The sequence below is a fragment of the Brucella pseudogrignonensis genome (assembly GCF_031454375.1).
GTDB classification, from domain to species: Bacteria; Pseudomonadota; Alphaproteobacteria; order Rhizobiales; family Rhizobiaceae; genus Brucella; species Brucella pseudogrignonensis_A.
This window is the reverse complement of sequence record NZ_JAVDQT010000002.1, coordinates 361,138-375,720: the sequence shown is the minus strand read 5'-3', so window position 1 is coordinate 375,720 and position 14,583 is coordinate 361,138. Positions and strand designations below refer to the sequence as shown.

Genomic DNA, 14,583 nt, shown 5'->3' with positions numbered 1-14,583 from the left:
ATGTCAGATGAAACTCGAACGCATTTTGTGCGGACACCACCCGGCATCGTTTGTATCTGGATAAAATGAACTTACTGGACACCCAAACCACAGACAACAATGAAACTAGCGGTAATAGCGGGTCGACGCGCTGGCATCCTGTTTATGAGGGGTTGCGAGATGCTGTCGTGAGCCATCAATTGTTGCCGGGAACCAAATTACCGGAAGACGAACTGGCTACAATCTATTCGGTCAGTCGCGCAGTTGTGCGTTCTGCATTACAGGCGCTTGCCCATGATCGTCTCGTGCGGCTTGAGCCGAACCGAGGCGCATTTGTCGCCGAGCCCTCACAAGAAGAAGCACGAGAAGTCTTTGAAGCGCGCATGCTGATAGAGCCGGAGGTCGCCGCACTCGCAGCTAAAGTTGCGACTGCGGAAGATGTCAGAAAACTTCGCGAACATCTCGATAAAGAGCATGAAGCACTTCATGCAGGACGCGACAGTGATGCCATTCGTTTGTCCGCGCGTTTCCATCTCGAACTTGCTGGCATTGCCAACCACTCCATTTTGGCAGGCTTTGTTGCTGACCTCCTGCCTCGCTCATCACTGATCATTGCGCTTTATTGGCGTCGTCGCGAAACCACCTGTGAAAGCCATGCACATCACGCTCTGGTGAACGCAATTGAGCAACATAAGCCAGTCGATGCTGCGGAGTTAATGAAAACACATATACTTGATTTGCTGGCAGGCCTTAATCTCAAACGCGTAGAAAGAGACCAAAAGCGCCTTTCAGATATTTTGAAATAGTTGTTCCATCAAAAAGCACCTACGTCTTATCTCTTACGTTGATTTACAGTTCTTTGCTTTATTAATTTCCACCTTGGCAACATTTTTGAATTGGGCATGCAGAATTTGGGCGGCTCCGCCTGTCAGGACGTCATAAATAAACAGGATGATAACAGTAGCAAAATCGACGACTGATACGGTGTTATTATAGACAAGACCAAGCAACAGACATCCGTCACAAGTGGCCTAGTTAGATTCGATCGTCGTCGCCCATGATCTCAATACGAGCCCGTGCAGATGTCTTAAACTTAAGACATCTGCTAAAGCCTTGGATTCTTTTATGGGAAATATATCAGATACCGTGATCATAGATATGATGCGCTTCGCAATAATTCCACAAAATCGAATGTTAAAAATTTAGGCCCAGATTACCTTTTAATGTGCTTGTTGAATATTCTTCGCGATACACGCCCTTATCCTGCAAAATAGGGATAACCTTTTCGACAAATTCATCAAAGCCGCCCGGCGTAAGATGCGGAGCAAAGACGAATCCGTCGGCGGCATCTGCTTGAACATAGGTGTTGATTTCATCCGCAATTGTTTGCGGCGTACCGACAAACTCCTGCCGCGCTGTGACCTTGATGATGAGATCACGTATGCTGAGCTTATCGCGTTCAGCAAGCTCACGCCATGTCCGTGCAGTCTCAAGACGATCATCGTAGCGTGTCGCGCGCCCCAGAGCCAATTGCTCATGTGCTACATCCGGCTCTAGTTCCGGCAAAGGACCATCGGGATCATAGCTTGAAAGGTCGCGGTTCCAGACTTGTTCCAGAAATGTAATCGCTGATTTAGGGCTAACCTGCTGAAGCCTTATCTGACGCAATTTTTCCTGCGCATCCTCTTGCGTGTCGCCCAGAACAAAATTTGCGCCCGGCAAGATTTTGAGTGAATCCGGGCTACGTCCATAATGTGTAAGGCGCTGCTTCACATCGCGATAGAACTGTTGACCGGCTTCAAGTGTACCATGGCGCGAATAAATGACATCAGCATGACTCGCGGCCAGCTCCCGTCCTTCCTGCGAGTCGCCCGCCTGTGCGATCACAGGCGCGCCTTGCGGCAACGGCGCCAGATTTGAATGACCTGCAATATCAAAGTGCTTACCTTTGAAAGCAAAGTCGCCGCCCGCCCAGATTTTCCGAGCTGCATCCAAAAACTCGCGCGCGCGCTCATAGCGTTCCTTAAACGGCAGATGATCACCACGCCGGAAATTTGCGCCAGTAAAAGCACCGGGTGACGTCACCACATTCCAGCCCGCACGACCCCCTGAGAGAATATCAAATGTCGCGAGCTGACGAGCAAGTGCATAAGGCTCGTTAAATGTGGTTGTGAGTGTACCGATTAGCCCGACGTGTTCGGTGATGGAAGACAATGCCGTGAGAATAGCCAGCGTATTCGGACGGCCTGCTACATCGAGTTCATGCAGCTTGCCTTTTTGCTCGCGTACCCGCAGACCTTCCGCAAGAAAGATGAAATCGAATTTTCCACGCTCAATAGTCTCGGCAAAATGCCTGAACGATGAAAACTCAATCTGGCTACCTGCTGCCGGATCGCTCCAAACCGTGAAATTGTTGACGCCCGGAAACTGCGCTCCGAGAATAACCTGCTTCAGCTTTGTCATTTTCCTGGTTCCTTCACTCAGGCGGCTGTTGAGTAACGATTGATTGCTTCCGGCAGACCAAAGCGCGCACGCAAAGTGGTGCCTTCGGCCTTACGGATTAGATTTTGTGCACGCAGTGCTGGCAGCAGCTCATTCAAAACAAAATCGCTTTGTGATTGCGGGTCGGACAACACCAACCTTATGCCTTTCACACCAAGCACTTGGGTCTGGAGAATGCTCTCAATCACTTTCTCAACATTTGGTGCTTCTGAAAGCTCGATATCGCCAACAACGACGTGTGCAGTCTCGCCTATGGCCTTCAACAACGCGCCGCTCGCTGGAGCGAAAACGACATCAGCGCCGCGTGCTTTGACAATGTCATTATGGTTGGTGATTGTGGTCGCAACGACAGGCTGTCCCTGCGGTGGGCGCGGTGTTATCGACGGCCCAAGAACCCGAAAGTTATCGCTTTCAAACTTAATGTAATGAAGCTTGGAAGCATCAAGAAAACGCTGGGTTTTCTTGTCGCGGATGACCGCATCATCTTCCCAGCTATCCCAAAGCCTGCGGATAACTTCGATTGCGTCTTGCGTGTCGCGATCAAGTGCTTGTTGTTCTAACGAAGGGTAGCCGTTTAAAACACCCAGAGCCTGTCCGGCCTCGATATTTCGGTCTTTGGCAAGTTCTTGCACCAGAATACCTGCCCGCCCTTCACTGACATAATCCAGCGTCGCAATGGCAGTTGAGACATGAAACGGTTCCAAAAAATTAACCGCCGCACCAGCGATAATCCCGATATTGGCCAAGCGCGGTGCCAGCCAGTTTGCCAGCAATATGGCATCCAGACCGTCGTCATTCTTGTTGGCAAAACCATCTTCCAACGTCAGAAATGCGAACTCGTCGTCAAACGGCTTTGTCAGCTCGGTCCAGAACTGTCGCGATGGCTTGTCACTGTTCTGTGAAGCGGTAGCCACATCGATACCCACACCGAAGAGCAGACCTTTGGATTGCGTCATGTCTTTATTCCGATCGTCAAAAATTGATTGATAGCTAGCCAGCACGAACGGCGCTGAGTTCTGGGCGAGAAGCGCCGGAGGCTGGAATGATCTTTGCGAAATCCCTCAAAATTTGCGCGTAATCCTCAGCAAAGAACTCATAAGGCAACTCCAGACGAAACTCTGACACCAACGGCAGAACCGGATCTTTGGAAAGAGTTTCCAGAATTTCTTCAGTCGTGCCGACGATATCCGGCAAGAACAGTGTGCGACGTGGACCATGAGCAAAGCCCGTCCTTTTATCGCGCTCAGCAACAAATTCGGCATAGCGACGGCGGGCATCCGGACTGGCGCTATCGGTTGGCAAGATCACACGACCCAGAGCAACACGCGGCGCACGTTCATGGACCCATTCTTGCCGGAATCGCTCAATCAACGCTTTCTGCGCGGTCAGAAAATCGTCTGTGTTTTCACCACTGACAATGTTGCCGGTTAAAAGGTTGAAACCAGCCTGACCCGCCCATTTAGCGGAGTTTTGCGAACCACCGCCATACCATAAGCGGTCGGTCAGCCCTTCAGCGAACGGCCTTAAACGTGGAATTTGAGCGCCAGCAGCATTGCCCGCTTCAGTCTCACCCGAAAGCGGCTCTGAGCGTAAGGCACGCGCCAGTTTTTCAGCCCGCGCATGGCTGTAATCTGCAATTGGAACAGTATCAACGAAGCCCTCAATTAGATGCGCAAAAGGCGGTGCTCCAACCGAAACACCAACATTCAACCTGCCGTGAGAAAGCAAATCGACCGTAGCCAAGTCCTCGGCCAGCCGAAACGGATTTTCATAGCCAAGCTGAATAACAGCGGTGCCGAGACCGATACGTTTGGTTCGCTGCGATGCCGCTGCAAGGAAGGTCGATGCAGAAGAAATGCCACGCTCCAGATGTCGTTGACGCACCCAGCCACTGTCATAGCCTAGCCGCTCTCCATGCTCAAAGAGTTGCAACGTATCTTCGATGCCTTGCGCCGGATTGTCCTCACGGTGACTGCCGGGAATGAGAAAGGCAAAATGTTCAATATGTGAAAGTGGCATATGCTTTCCCCTTAAGCGGCCGTTTCGCGATAGCTTTGAAGTCGCGCGAGAATTTTTGCTTCCTGCACGGCCTTACGTTCCTGCACGCGCTGCGTTGCCTCTTCAAATGAAGCCGCAGCCGAATAAATTGGCGTCGCAATTGGATGTCCCAACTTGGAGCCAATGTGTTTTTCAAAAGGGAGTGACCGATATTGCTGAACATCGACTGACGTATCAAACAGCGGGCGATAGCCGAGCGAAATGTAAAGCGCTGTAGCCTCTGGCTGGCGGAAGCCTGTCGAAAGATAGGACCGCGTATAACCCAGTTCTCCGGCAGCTTCTTCGAGCGCGAACACAATGCGGCGCGCCAGTCCCTGCCTGCGCAAATGTGATGCCGTCCAGATGCGCTTGAGTTCAACGGTCTCGTCATCATGGCTCATAAATGCACCACCGGCGATAGTCTCACCGTCACGCTGCAACAGCAAAAAGCCACCAAGGGGTGGTGAGAAGGCTTCCGTGGGATAGCGCAGGATTTCCGAACGAGCACCACCAGGACGATCCAGATTCGCATAGCGGCTGTCATATTCATGCACCAAGCCATCAATAAGTGGCTGCGCGGCGGGATCCAAAAGCGACGACTGGGTAATAATATCTACCATAACAGACCTCCGAAGAAATAAATACCTATCCATGATCGATTTACAGGAAGCAAAACCAAAACACGGAAAAGCATATTTTCTATACGGTGCATCTTTGTTTTATGATTTGCACGGCATGAACGTTTAATCAGATAATAAATATTAGAAGAACATTGCTAGATTAAAACTCTACAAAAAACATAGGCTACATCTTCATTGATTTTACTGATGAGGATAACATGCCTTATGCGCTTAGCTTTCTCGACAAAAGCCCTATTCATGACGACGAAGATGCCAGATCGGCACTCAGCCGTACGATAAAGCTTGCACAGAAAGCAGAGGCCGCAGGCTTTCACCGCTTTTGGGTGGCCGAACATCACAACTCGCCCGCACTTGCGAGTTCATCACCGGAAGTTCTGATCAGCTTTTTGCTGGCACATACGAAGCATATTCGTATCGGCTCGGGCGGCGTAATGTTGCAGCACTATAGTGCTTACAAGGTTGCTGAAAACTTTAATCTGCTTGCTTCGCTTGCCCCCGGACGCATTGATCTGGGTGTGGGGAAAGCGCCGGGTGGCCTCCCGCTTTCAACGCGTGCTTTGCAAGGTGCTTATGATCCTGCACGCAAGCCATCCTTTGAAGAACAACTGAATGAGCTTGACCAGTACTTAGACCATTCCATCAAAACTGCTGACGACGAAAACGACCTCGCAGCCTATCCGGTTCCACCGCAAAAGCCTGACCGTTGCTTGCTTGGCGCCAGTGTTGAAAGCGCTCAACTTGCGGGGCGTCTCAATTGGGATTTCGTCTATGCTGGCCACATTCAGGGCGATCCGGCAGCCATCAAAGAAGCGGTGGAAGCCTATCAGGCAATTGCGAACCGCCCTGCCATTTTAGCGGTCAGCGTTATTGTTGCTGAGAGCGATGCCGAGGCGGAAAAACTGGCCGTTAACACAAGTCGTTTCCGGGTAGCCGCTAAAGGCTCGCAGCCTGTCAATGTCGGCAGCCGTGAGCAAGCGCTGGAATATGTAAGGCAGGCAGGCGCCACTGAATACACAATTGAGGAACGCACGCCGCATGTCATTCGCGGCACAGCCCTCCATGTTCACGTAGAACTTCAACGCCTGCATCATGAGTTTGGCATCGCTGAATTCGTTATCGACTGCCCTGTTTCAGAAGGCAGCCATCGTCTCAAAACCATTGAGCTGCTCGCCGATAATCGCCCGGCAATCGCGGCATAAGTTTTCACAATTTCCCGACACTGGATGATCAACGTGGTAACAAGACGAATTTTTCTTACAGGCGCCAGCGCTATTGCTTTCACCATCGCCGCAGGCTTAACGACAACTTACGCTCAAACGGAAGCCAAACCAGTCAGCGGTGGCTCTCTCACATGGGGTGTTGAGACAGAGCCAAGCACGCTCAATCCGCATTTGAACGGTCAGGCCAAAGCCAAGCTCATCTTGCGCAATAGCTATGAATCCCTTTTGGCCCGCACACCGGAGGGTGGTTATGTGCCGTGGCTTGCTGAGAGCTATGAAGTTTCTGAAGACGGCAAAACCTACACGTTTAAACTACGCGACGGCGTGAAGTTTTCGGATGGTGAGAAATTCGATGCGGCGGCTGTTGCTCTCAACTTTAGCAAACTCAAAGAACCTACTTATTCAGGAAGCATCAGTGCAGGCCATGTCGCGCGTGTCAGCGAAGTCATCGCCGTTGATCCGCTGACCGTCGTTATAAAACTCGACCGCGTTTACGCACCTTTTCTGGATGGTGCGGCAGGCATTGAACTGATCTCGCCCAAAGCATTTGAGTCTACACAGCTAAAGGCTGGTGGAACAGAAGTCGCAGGAACCGGGCCATTTGTTATCGACCGTTATATCAAGGGTCAGGAAATCCGCTTCGTTAAAAACCCGGATTATAATTGGGCGCCCGAAAATGCCGCACATCAAGGCCCGGCCTATCTCGATGATGTGACCTATCGTTTCCTGCCTGAATCCTCAGTGCGTATCGGCGCGCTCACTTCCGGGCAGATTGATGCTGCAGAAGGTATCTCCGGCAATGATGCGCAACTTTTCAAGGATAATCCGGAGTTTACCTATCAGGCTGCACTTAATACCGGAACACCCTACACACTCTATCTCAACATCACCCGCGAACCCACTTCCGACGTCAATGTGCGTAAAGCCGTGTTGGCGGCCATTGATGTGGAGCGTATTATTCAGTCGGTTTATCGCGGTGAGCGCGAACGTGCCTGGGGCATTCTTACGCCCGCTGACACTGACTTTTACGACAAGTCGATTGAAGGCACTTACGGGTTTAATCCAGAACTTGCCAATAAGCTTCTCGATGATGCCGGCTGGACGCAACGCGATGCCGACGGCTTCCGCACCAAAGACGGCAAACGTCTGACAATCGAAGTGGTGCAGTCGCAATCCACCGTGCGTGATCAGCGGGATATTCTGTTGCAAGCTGTACAGGCACAGGCCCGACAGAATGCAGGCATCGATATTGCGCTGCAATATGTCGATGCGGGCACCTATTCCAGCCGTCAGAAAGACGGCGAATACGGCATTATTCCAAACTCAACCACGACGCAGGAAAACGGCGTCACCATCTATTTCCATTATCTGCCACGCGATAAGGGCGGCTCGATCAATTATAGCCGTACGGAAGACCCCAAAGTCTCGCAATGGCTGGACGAAGGTGCTTCCACGCTCGATCCCAAAAAGCGCTTTGAGACTTACGCAGAATTGCAACGTTTTGCGTTGCTCGATCAGGCTTATGGCCTACCGCTCTACGTTCCTGCCGATCAGATCGTCGCATCATCTCGCGTTCAAGGCATTGGCTTTCGCCCTTTCAAGCGGCTTCCGGAAAACGCCTACGACATCTGGATTCAAGATTAATTTCATCCTTTTGACGGGAGACCGATACATGCTTAATCGCCGATATTTCCTGACACTCGGAACCGCAGTTTTCGCAGCGGTCGCACTGCCAAAAATCGCTTTCGCGGAAGATGCCAAACCCGTTGAAGGTGGCAAGCTGGTCTGGGGCGTTGAAACCCAGCCTGCAACGCTCAATCCGCAACTCAATGGTCAGGACAAAACCAAACTTCTGCTGCGCAATGCTTATGAATCGCTGCTCGCACGCACCGCTGACGGCGGTTATGTATCCTGGCTTGCGAAAGATCATAAGATTTCGGACGACGGTAAAACCTACACATTCACGCTACGCGATGATGTGAAGTTTACGGACGGCGAAAAATTCAATGCGGAAGCCGTGGTAGCGAACATTACTGCGCTCAAAGACCCGGCCTATTCCGGCAGCACAAGCACCGGTCCCGTGTCGCGCATTGCAGAAGCGAAAGCGCTTGACGAAAACACCGTCAGTTTCACGCTAAAAGCCGTTTACGCGCCATTTCTCGATTATATTGCCAGTCTGGAAATTCTCTCACCTGCTGCATTCAAATCTGAAGAAATCAAATCCGGCGGACCTCAGATTGCAGGAACTGGTCCTTTCATTTTGAAGCGCTATGCCAAAGGACAGGAACTCAACTTCGCAAAAAACCCGGATTACAACTGGGCACCGGCAAATGCTGCTCATCAGGGTCCAGCCTATCTGGATGAAGTGACCTACCGTTTCTTAGGCGAGTCCTCGGTCAGAACCGGCGCTCTTACGTCTGGTCAGGTTGATGTCATTGAAGGTGTTTCCGGCAATGATGCGGCCTTGTTCAAGGACAATCCTGATTTCACATATCAGACGGCCTTGAATACGGGCACGCCTTATTCGCTTTTCCTCAATGTCGAATGGGGGCCGACGCAGGAGCTTAATGTTCGCAAAGCACTGGTTGCAGCCATTGATGTCGATGCCGTTCTCAAGTCTGTCTATCGCGGGGAACGCACCCGCGCATGGGGCATCACTTCGCCTATTGATCCGCAGTTCTACGATAAAAGCATCGAAGGAAAGTACGGTGCAAATCCAGAGCTTGCCAACAAGCTTCTCGATGAAGCAGGCTGGACGGAACGCAATGCCGAAGGCTTCCGCACCAAGGATGGCAAGCCGCTGACCATCGAAGTTATTCAGGCACAGGCAACAGTGCGTGACCAGCGCGACGTTCTCTTGCAGGCTTTGCAGGCGCAGGCGCGCCAGAGTGCGGGCATTGATCTCAAGATCGTTTATGTGGATGCTGGAACCTACACAGATCGCCGAAAGACCGGCGAATTTGGCTCGATTGCCAATTCCAACACGCCAACCGACGCTATCGATATCGAGCTGCATTACCTGCCACTCGATAAGGGCGGTTACATCAATTACAGCCGCGCTTCAGCACCTGAATTAGCGCAATGGTTGAATGAAGCCGCCTCAACGCTCGATCAGGCAAAGCGGTTTGAGCTTTACAGCAAGCTGCAAAACTTCGCCATTTTGGATCAGGCCTATGCCTTGCCGCTGTACGAGCCTGAAGATCAGGTTGCGGCTGCAAGCTATGTCAAAGGCATCAGCTTCCGCCCATTCAAGCAACTTCCTGAAAGCGCGCACAATATCTGGCGCAGCGAATAAACACGCCGTCCTGCGGACTTCGGCACAGAGGAGCTACAGATCATGGATGCTGAAAATACCACGACCATCGGTCGCGCACCCGCAAGCTGGTTGCCCCGGCGTTTCGGAGTCCCGCGGAACAGCCTTACGGGACAAATCACTCTGCGCATAAGCTCAGGCCTGCTGGTTCTTTGGGCGGCAATCACCTTGAGCTTCATCAGCGTCCACCTCGCGCCGGGCGACATCGTCAGCATACTGATTGGCGAGCAGCTGCGCACGCCTGAAGTCGAAGCTGCCATTCGCGCTGAATGGGGGCTGGATGATCCAATCTTCATGCAATACCTGTCCTATCTCGGACGTATTCTGCATGGCGATTTTGGTCGCTCCTATTATCTGCAAACAGACGTTTCACAGCTGTTGTTTTCGCAGATGTGGCCGACGCTCAAGCTCGCGGGTGCTGCGCTCTTTGTGGCAATAGTCTTTGCTGTGGGCAGCGCTGTTTTGACAGCCGGTAAAAAGCTGCCGCGCTCAATCGCGGCCGGCACAGAACTGGTTCTGATTTCAACGCCATCCTTCTGGCTTGGCATCGTTCTGCTCTTCGTCTTCTCCTTCACACTCAAGCTGTTTCCGGTGTCGGGGGACAGGAATTTCGCAGCACTCGTTCTTCCAGCTCTATCGCTTGGCTTGTCTTTAGGCGCGGTGATCGGACAGGTTTTGCGCGAAGGTCTGGAACGCGCACTGGAAGAACCCTTTGCGCTTACAGTGCGCAGTTGGGGGACCAGCAATCTTGTGCTGCGTTTGAGACATGGTTTGCGCCATGCATCGCTACCAGCAGTGACACTGACCGGCTGGCTGATTGGTGGACTTCTTTCAGGTGCTGTCATCACCGAAGCCGTCTTCGGGCGACCCGGTCTTGGGCGCATCACCGTTGATGCAGTGCTTTATCACGACCTGCCGGTGGTGCTGGCTGTCGCTATTTTCTCGGCGTTTATCTATGTGGTGATGAGCACCATCGTTGATGTGCTCTATCTGCTGATTGATCCGCGCCTGAGAACCGAAGGCCGGAGATAGATCATGAGTGTCACCCCCGCACTTGAAACACACTCGACGGCAAAACCGGCTGGCACAAGCTTACGTGATCTAACCCGATTGGTCCTTTCGCGCCCGGCACTGGCACTACCATCACTCTTTCTAACGCTCATTGCCGTTGCAACGCTCTGGCCGGGTTTACTCACAACAGCCGATCCATTGCTGGCCGATCCCCTACAAGCACAATTGCCGCCGTCGGCAGAGCATTGGTTTGGCACCGATCATCTTGGCCGCGACGTGTTTTCGCGCGTGGTTCACGGTGCGCGCTATTCGGTACTGATCGGCTTTAGTGCTGTGGCTATCGGTGCTATCACTGGCTCGATTTTAGGGCTGCTGGCTGGACTATCGCGCGGCCTGATTGATGAAGCAATTTCCCGCTTTCTCGATGTGGTGTCTTCCTTTCCCGATCTGCTGCTGGCTCTTGTTTTCATCTCGTTCACAGGACCGGGCACCGTCAATCTGATCTTTGCGCTTGGGGTTGCCATCATTCCGCGTTTCGCCCGCGTCGTGCGCGCGCAGACCTTTGTTATTGCGCAAAGCGGTTATGTCGAGCAGGCGAAAACATTTGGGCTGAAGCGTCATATCCTCGTGTTGCGGCACGTATTGCCCCACGCCATTGCGCAGGTACCAATTCTTGCAACAATCGGGCTTGGCACAGCAATCATAAGTGCTGCGGGTTTGAGCTTTCTTGGTATGGGACCACAGCCACCAGCTCCCGAATGGGGCGCAATGCTTTCAGAAGCGCGCAATTATCTGCGTGTTGCATGGTGGATTGGCGTCTGGCCTGGTCTGGCCATCACACTCACCGTTATCTCCATCAGCATTCTCGGACGGCGCTGGCAACTTGCCTTTGAAGGCCGGAGGCAGTCATGACAACGCCCCTTGTTGAAATTCGCAATCTATCCATCAGCTTTCAACGCGACGACCAGTTGGTCAAAGTCGTCGAAGGCATCAATTTGACCATTCACCCCGGTGAGACGGTGGCGCTTGTTGGAGAGTCCGGTTCGGGCAAGTCAGTGACGGCACGAGCACTGATCGGACTTTCAGGCCCAAGCGCTATCGTCAAGGCAGACCTTTTCGAGATCGATGGTCTGAATGTCCTTGATTACCGCGATAAGGAATGGCGCGGTCTTCGTGGCAACAAAATCGGTTTTGTCCTGCAGGACGCGCTGGTGTCGCTCGATCCGCTACGTCGTATCTCGCAACAGCTTTCCGATGCCTTCGGGACAACAAGCTTTTTCCGAAGGCCCGATGTCACGGATCGCAGCAAGGCATTGCTGCGCTCGGTCGGTATCCCCGACCCTGATCGCAGATTGCTGCAATATCCACATCAGCTTTCCGGCGGTTTGCGGCAACGCGCGCTGATCGCAACAGCGGTTGCCCGTTCGCCGTCACTGCTCATTGCCGACGAACCGACCACAGCGCTTGACGCGACGGTTCAGAAGCAGATCCTCGATCTTCTTGCGGAGCGTCGCCGGGCGGGACACACACTTCTGCTGATTAGCCATGATCTTGCTGTTGTTTCACGGCTGGCCGATCGCGTTCTGGTCATGCACAATGGCCGCATCGTTGAGGAAGGCCCAACAAGGCAGATACTTAGTGCGCCGAAGGAAGCCTATACGCGACATTTGCTTGAAGCCGTACCGTCGGCCGGGTCGCGCGGCTACCGGCTATCGCCAGCACAGCCGCACCAACCGCAAGTCAGGGTGGCTCTGCCAGCAAAGCGCATCGATGAGAGCACCAATGTTCTGGAAGCCAAGGGGCTTTTCAAACATTATGGCAAAGCCAACACGCCATTGGCCGTCAATGATGTCTCATTCTCATTGAGAGCTGGCGAAGCGCTCGGCATTGTCGGGGAATCCGGCTCTGGCAAAACCACCGTCGCGAAGATCGTTCTGGGGTTAACTGAACCCGATCAGGGTACTGTGCATATTGATGGCAGACTCTGGAGCAATCTGCGCGAGGAGCAACGTCGCGCGCAGCGGGCGCATATGCAACTGATTGCGCAGGATGCGCTCAGTTCGTTTGATCCGCGTTACACGGTTGAAAAGATCGTCGGTGAAAGCCTTGATTCAGTTCATGTCTATGGCGATGAACGCCGCAAGCGCGTGGTGGAAGTGCTGGATGCCGTGCGTCTGGGGGCACAGTTTCTCAAGCGCTATCCCCGTGAATTGTCGGGCGGTCAGCGCCAGCGTGTTGCCATCGCGCGTGCATTCGCACCGCGCCCGAAATTGCTGGTCGCCGACGAGCCTGTAAGCGCGCTTGATGTATCGGTGCAGGCTCAGGTGCTCGACCTTCTGGCCGAGCTACAAGCGGTCTCCGGCACATCGCTTCTGTTCATTTCCCACGATCTTGGCGTTGTCCACCATCTGACGGACCGCGTAATAGTGATGAAAGATGGTCGCATTGTCGAAAGTGGTGCCGTTGAAAACGTCTTTTCCACACCACAGCACAATTACACACGCGCCCTGCTTGATGCAGTACCAACAATAAGCGCGGCATAAAAACGAGGATACTTCCATGACAAGAACACGTACCCGCCGCTTGAAAACCCTGTTCGGTGCAAGCAACGTTGTTTCCGCGGACAATGACCAGGACAAGACCTTTGGGTTCAAACGCGCGATAGAGTTGGCAAAGAAGGCTGAAGCCGAGAAAATCACCGGTCTTTTTACTGCCGACCTTCTGCAACTTGATCCAGCGGGTCTTGCAGGCACCACCGGCACGCAAGACCCGGTTATCGCGCTTGCAGCGCTGGCACATGCCACATCGCATATCGGGCTTATTGCGACCGTCTCAACGACATTTCTGCATCCTTACAATCTCGCACGCCAGATCGGAACGCTGGATCATTTGAGCGGTGGCAGAACGGGCTGGAATGCCGTGACTTCTTCGGTCGGCGAAGAAAATTTCGGCGGTGAATTACCAAGCCCTGAGGAACGCTACGAGAAGGCCGCAGAATTTATCGAAATCGTCAACGCGCTTTATGATGCAAATGAGCGAGATGCGATCACCCGCAAAGCGTCGGGTAATATCGCGGTTGATCCGGCAAAGTTTCACCCGATCAATTATAAGGGCAAGCATTTCAGCGTCGAAGGGCCACTGAATGTGCCACCTCTGCCGCAGGGTCGTCCGGTTCAGTTTCAGGCCGGCCAATCCGACGCCGGTGTCACAGTTGGTGCACGCTATGCGGAGGTCGTTTATACATCACAGCCAAAGCTTGAAGATGCTGTGGCCTTTGCCACCGAGCTGCGCCGCAGAGCAGCACAGTTTGGCCGTGGCAACAATCTGCCATTCATCATGAACTCGCTTCATTCGCTGATTGGCTCATCGGAAGCCGATGTCGCTCGCCGTCTGAAAGACAAGCATGAAGCAATCGACTATGAACAGGGACGTGTCAAACTTGCAGATATGCTCGGCGGCCATATTGATCTGAGCGATCTGCCGCTCGACAAGTCTCTACCGGAAAACCTGCTGCCGGAAGTCACCAGCATTAACCGCCGCCGGGGCCGTGTTGAAGTCTTCCGCCGCTATGCGCGTGAAGGTCTGACCCTGCGTCAGTTGATTATTGAGGCACAGGAAACCGGTCACTGGTCGATTGCGGGTACGCCGGAGCAACTTGTTGATGCGATTGAAGAACGCTTCAATACGGGTGCTGTTGACGTTCTCACACTGCACGGCATTGGTAATCCTGATCAGGAAGATTTGCTGCTGAATGGTCTGATCCCGGAGCTTCGACGCCGGTCGTTGATTGATACGGAGTATATCGGTTCTGACTTCCGCGCCAATCTGGAACTGCCAGCCTTATCCGTTGCAACACCATCTCAGGCGCGGAGCGCCTGAA

General features: G+C 53.0%; 12 protein-coding genes. 8 read left to right on the top strand and 4 right to left on the bottom strand.

Annotated features, from left to right (window positions below; translation table 11 throughout):
• The first annotated feature begins 65 nt into the window (after positions 1 to 65).
• Positions 66 to 785, top strand: coding sequence for a GntR family transcriptional regulator (locus tag J2782_RS09610; RefSeq protein WP_310011823.1), 720 nt, complete (start codon positions 66 to 68; stop codon positions 783 to 785).
• Positions 786 to 1,173: 388 nt separating this feature from the next.
• Here J2782_RS09610 and J2782_RS09605 read toward each other — a convergent pair whose 3' ends face one another.
• From J2782_RS09605 to J2782_RS09590, 4 genes are read right to left on the bottom strand one after another with little or no spacing between them, the layout of a single operon-like run.
• Positions 1,174 to 2,442, bottom strand: coding sequence for an LLM class flavin-dependent oxidoreductase (locus J2782_RS09605; protein WP_310011821.1), 1,269 nt, complete (start codon positions 2,440 to 2,442; stop codon positions 1,174 to 1,176).
• 17 nt (positions 2,443 to 2,459) lie between these two features.
• Positions 2,460 to 3,437, bottom strand: a complete 978-nt coding sequence (locus tag J2782_RS09600; protein WP_310011820.1) for an LLM class flavin-dependent oxidoreductase — start codon at positions 3,435 to 3,437, stop codon at positions 2,460 to 2,462.
• Positions 3,438 to 3,471: 34 nt separating this feature from the next.
• Positions 3,472 to 4,500 (bottom strand): LLM class flavin-dependent oxidoreductase, encoded by a 1,029-nt coding sequence (locus J2782_RS09595; RefSeq protein ID WP_310011818.1) that lies wholly within the window; start codon positions 4,498 to 4,500, stop codon positions 3,472 to 3,474.
• Positions 4,501 to 4,511: 11 nt separating this feature from the next.
• Positions 4,512 to 5,138 carry a GNAT family N-acetyltransferase gene (locus tag J2782_RS09590; protein ID WP_310011816.1) on the bottom strand — a complete coding sequence of 209 codons (627 nt, stop codon included), beginning with the start codon at positions 5,136 to 5,138 and terminating at the stop codon, positions 4,512 to 4,514.
• A gap of 218 nt (positions 5,139 to 5,356) precedes the next feature.
• On the opposite strand from J2782_RS09590, the gene J2782_RS09585 reads away from it, so the two are divergent.
• From J2782_RS09585 to J2782_RS09555, 7 genes are read left to right on the top strand one after another with little or no spacing between them, the layout of a single operon-like run.
• Positions 5,357 to 6,358: an LLM class flavin-dependent oxidoreductase gene (locus J2782_RS09585; protein WP_310011814.1), complete on the top strand. Its 1,002-nt coding sequence runs from the start codon at positions 5,357 to 5,359 to the stop codon at positions 6,356 to 6,358.
• Between the two features lie 33 nt (positions 6,359 to 6,391).
• Complete coding sequence (locus J2782_RS09580; protein ID WP_310011811.1) at positions 6,392 to 8,023, top strand: ABC transporter substrate-binding protein; 1,632 nt, start codon at positions 6,392 to 6,394, stop codon at positions 8,021 to 8,023.
• Positions 8,024 to 8,051: 28 nt separating this feature from the next.
• A complete protein-coding gene (locus J2782_RS09575) occupies positions 8,052 to 9,674 on the top strand; it encodes an ABC transporter substrate-binding protein (RefSeq protein ID WP_310011810.1) in 1,623 nt (540 codons plus the stop codon).
• 42 nt (positions 9,675 to 9,716) lie between these two features.
• Positions 9,717 to 10,724, top strand: coding sequence for an ABC transporter permease (locus tag J2782_RS09570; protein WP_007878999.1), 1,008 nt, complete (start codon positions 9,717 to 9,719; stop codon positions 10,722 to 10,724).
• Between the two features lie 3 nt (positions 10,725 to 10,727).
• A complete protein-coding gene (locus tag J2782_RS09565) occupies positions 10,728 to 11,615 on the top strand; it encodes an ABC transporter permease (RefSeq protein WP_310011806.1) in 888 nt (295 codons plus the stop codon).
• Positions 11,612 to 13,246 (top strand): dipeptide ABC transporter ATP-binding protein, encoded by a 1,635-nt coding sequence (locus J2782_RS09560; protein WP_310011805.1) that lies wholly within the window; start codon positions 11,612 to 11,614, stop codon positions 13,244 to 13,246. Before J2782_RS09565 ends, J2782_RS09560 begins: the two co-directional genes overlap by 4 nt.
• 16 nt (positions 13,247 to 13,262) lie before the next feature.
• Positions 13,263 to 14,582, top strand: a complete 1,320-nt coding sequence (locus J2782_RS09555; RefSeq protein ID WP_310011804.1) for an NtaA/DmoA family FMN-dependent monooxygenase — start codon at positions 13,263 to 13,265, stop codon at positions 14,580 to 14,582.
• The last annotated feature ends 1 nt before the right edge of the window (position 14,583 follow it).

Coding starts and splice junctions, on each gene's coding strand:
- J2782_RS09610 (WP_310011823.1), top strand. CDS start 66: ATGAACTTACTGGACACCCAAACCACAGACAACAATGAAACTAGCGGT.
- J2782_RS09605 (WP_310011821.1), bottom strand. CDS start 2,442: ATGACAAAGCTGAAGCAGGTTATTCTCGGAGCGCAGTTTCCGGGCGTC.
- J2782_RS09600 (WP_310011820.1), bottom strand. CDS start 3,437: ATGACGCAATCCAAAGGTCTGCTCTTCGGTGTGGGTATCGATGTGGCT.
- J2782_RS09595 (WP_310011818.1), bottom strand. CDS start 4,500: ATGCCACTTTCACATATTGAACATTTTGCCTTTCTCATTCCCGGCAGT.
- J2782_RS09590 (WP_310011816.1), bottom strand. CDS start 5,138: ATGGTAGATATTATTACCCAGTCGTCGCTTTTGGATCCCGCCGCGCAG.
- J2782_RS09585 (WP_310011814.1), top strand. CDS start 5,357: ATGCCTTATGCGCTTAGCTTTCTCGACAAAAGCCCTATTCATGACGAC.
- J2782_RS09575 (WP_310011810.1), top strand. CDS start 8,052: ATGCTTAATCGCCGATATTTCCTGACACTCGGAACCGCAGTTTTCGCA.
- J2782_RS09570 (WP_007878999.1), top strand. CDS start 9,717: ATGGATGCTGAAAATACCACGACCATCGGTCGCGCACCCGCAAGCTGG.
- J2782_RS09565 (WP_310011806.1), top strand. CDS start 10,728: ATGAGTGTCACCCCCGCACTTGAAACACACTCGACGGCAAAACCGGCT.
- J2782_RS09560 (WP_310011805.1), top strand. CDS start 11,612: ATGACAACGCCCCTTGTTGAAATTCGCAATCTATCCATCAGCTTTCAA.
- J2782_RS09555 (WP_310011804.1), top strand. CDS start 13,263: ATGACAAGAACACGTACCCGCCGCTTGAAAACCCTGTTCGGTGCAAGC.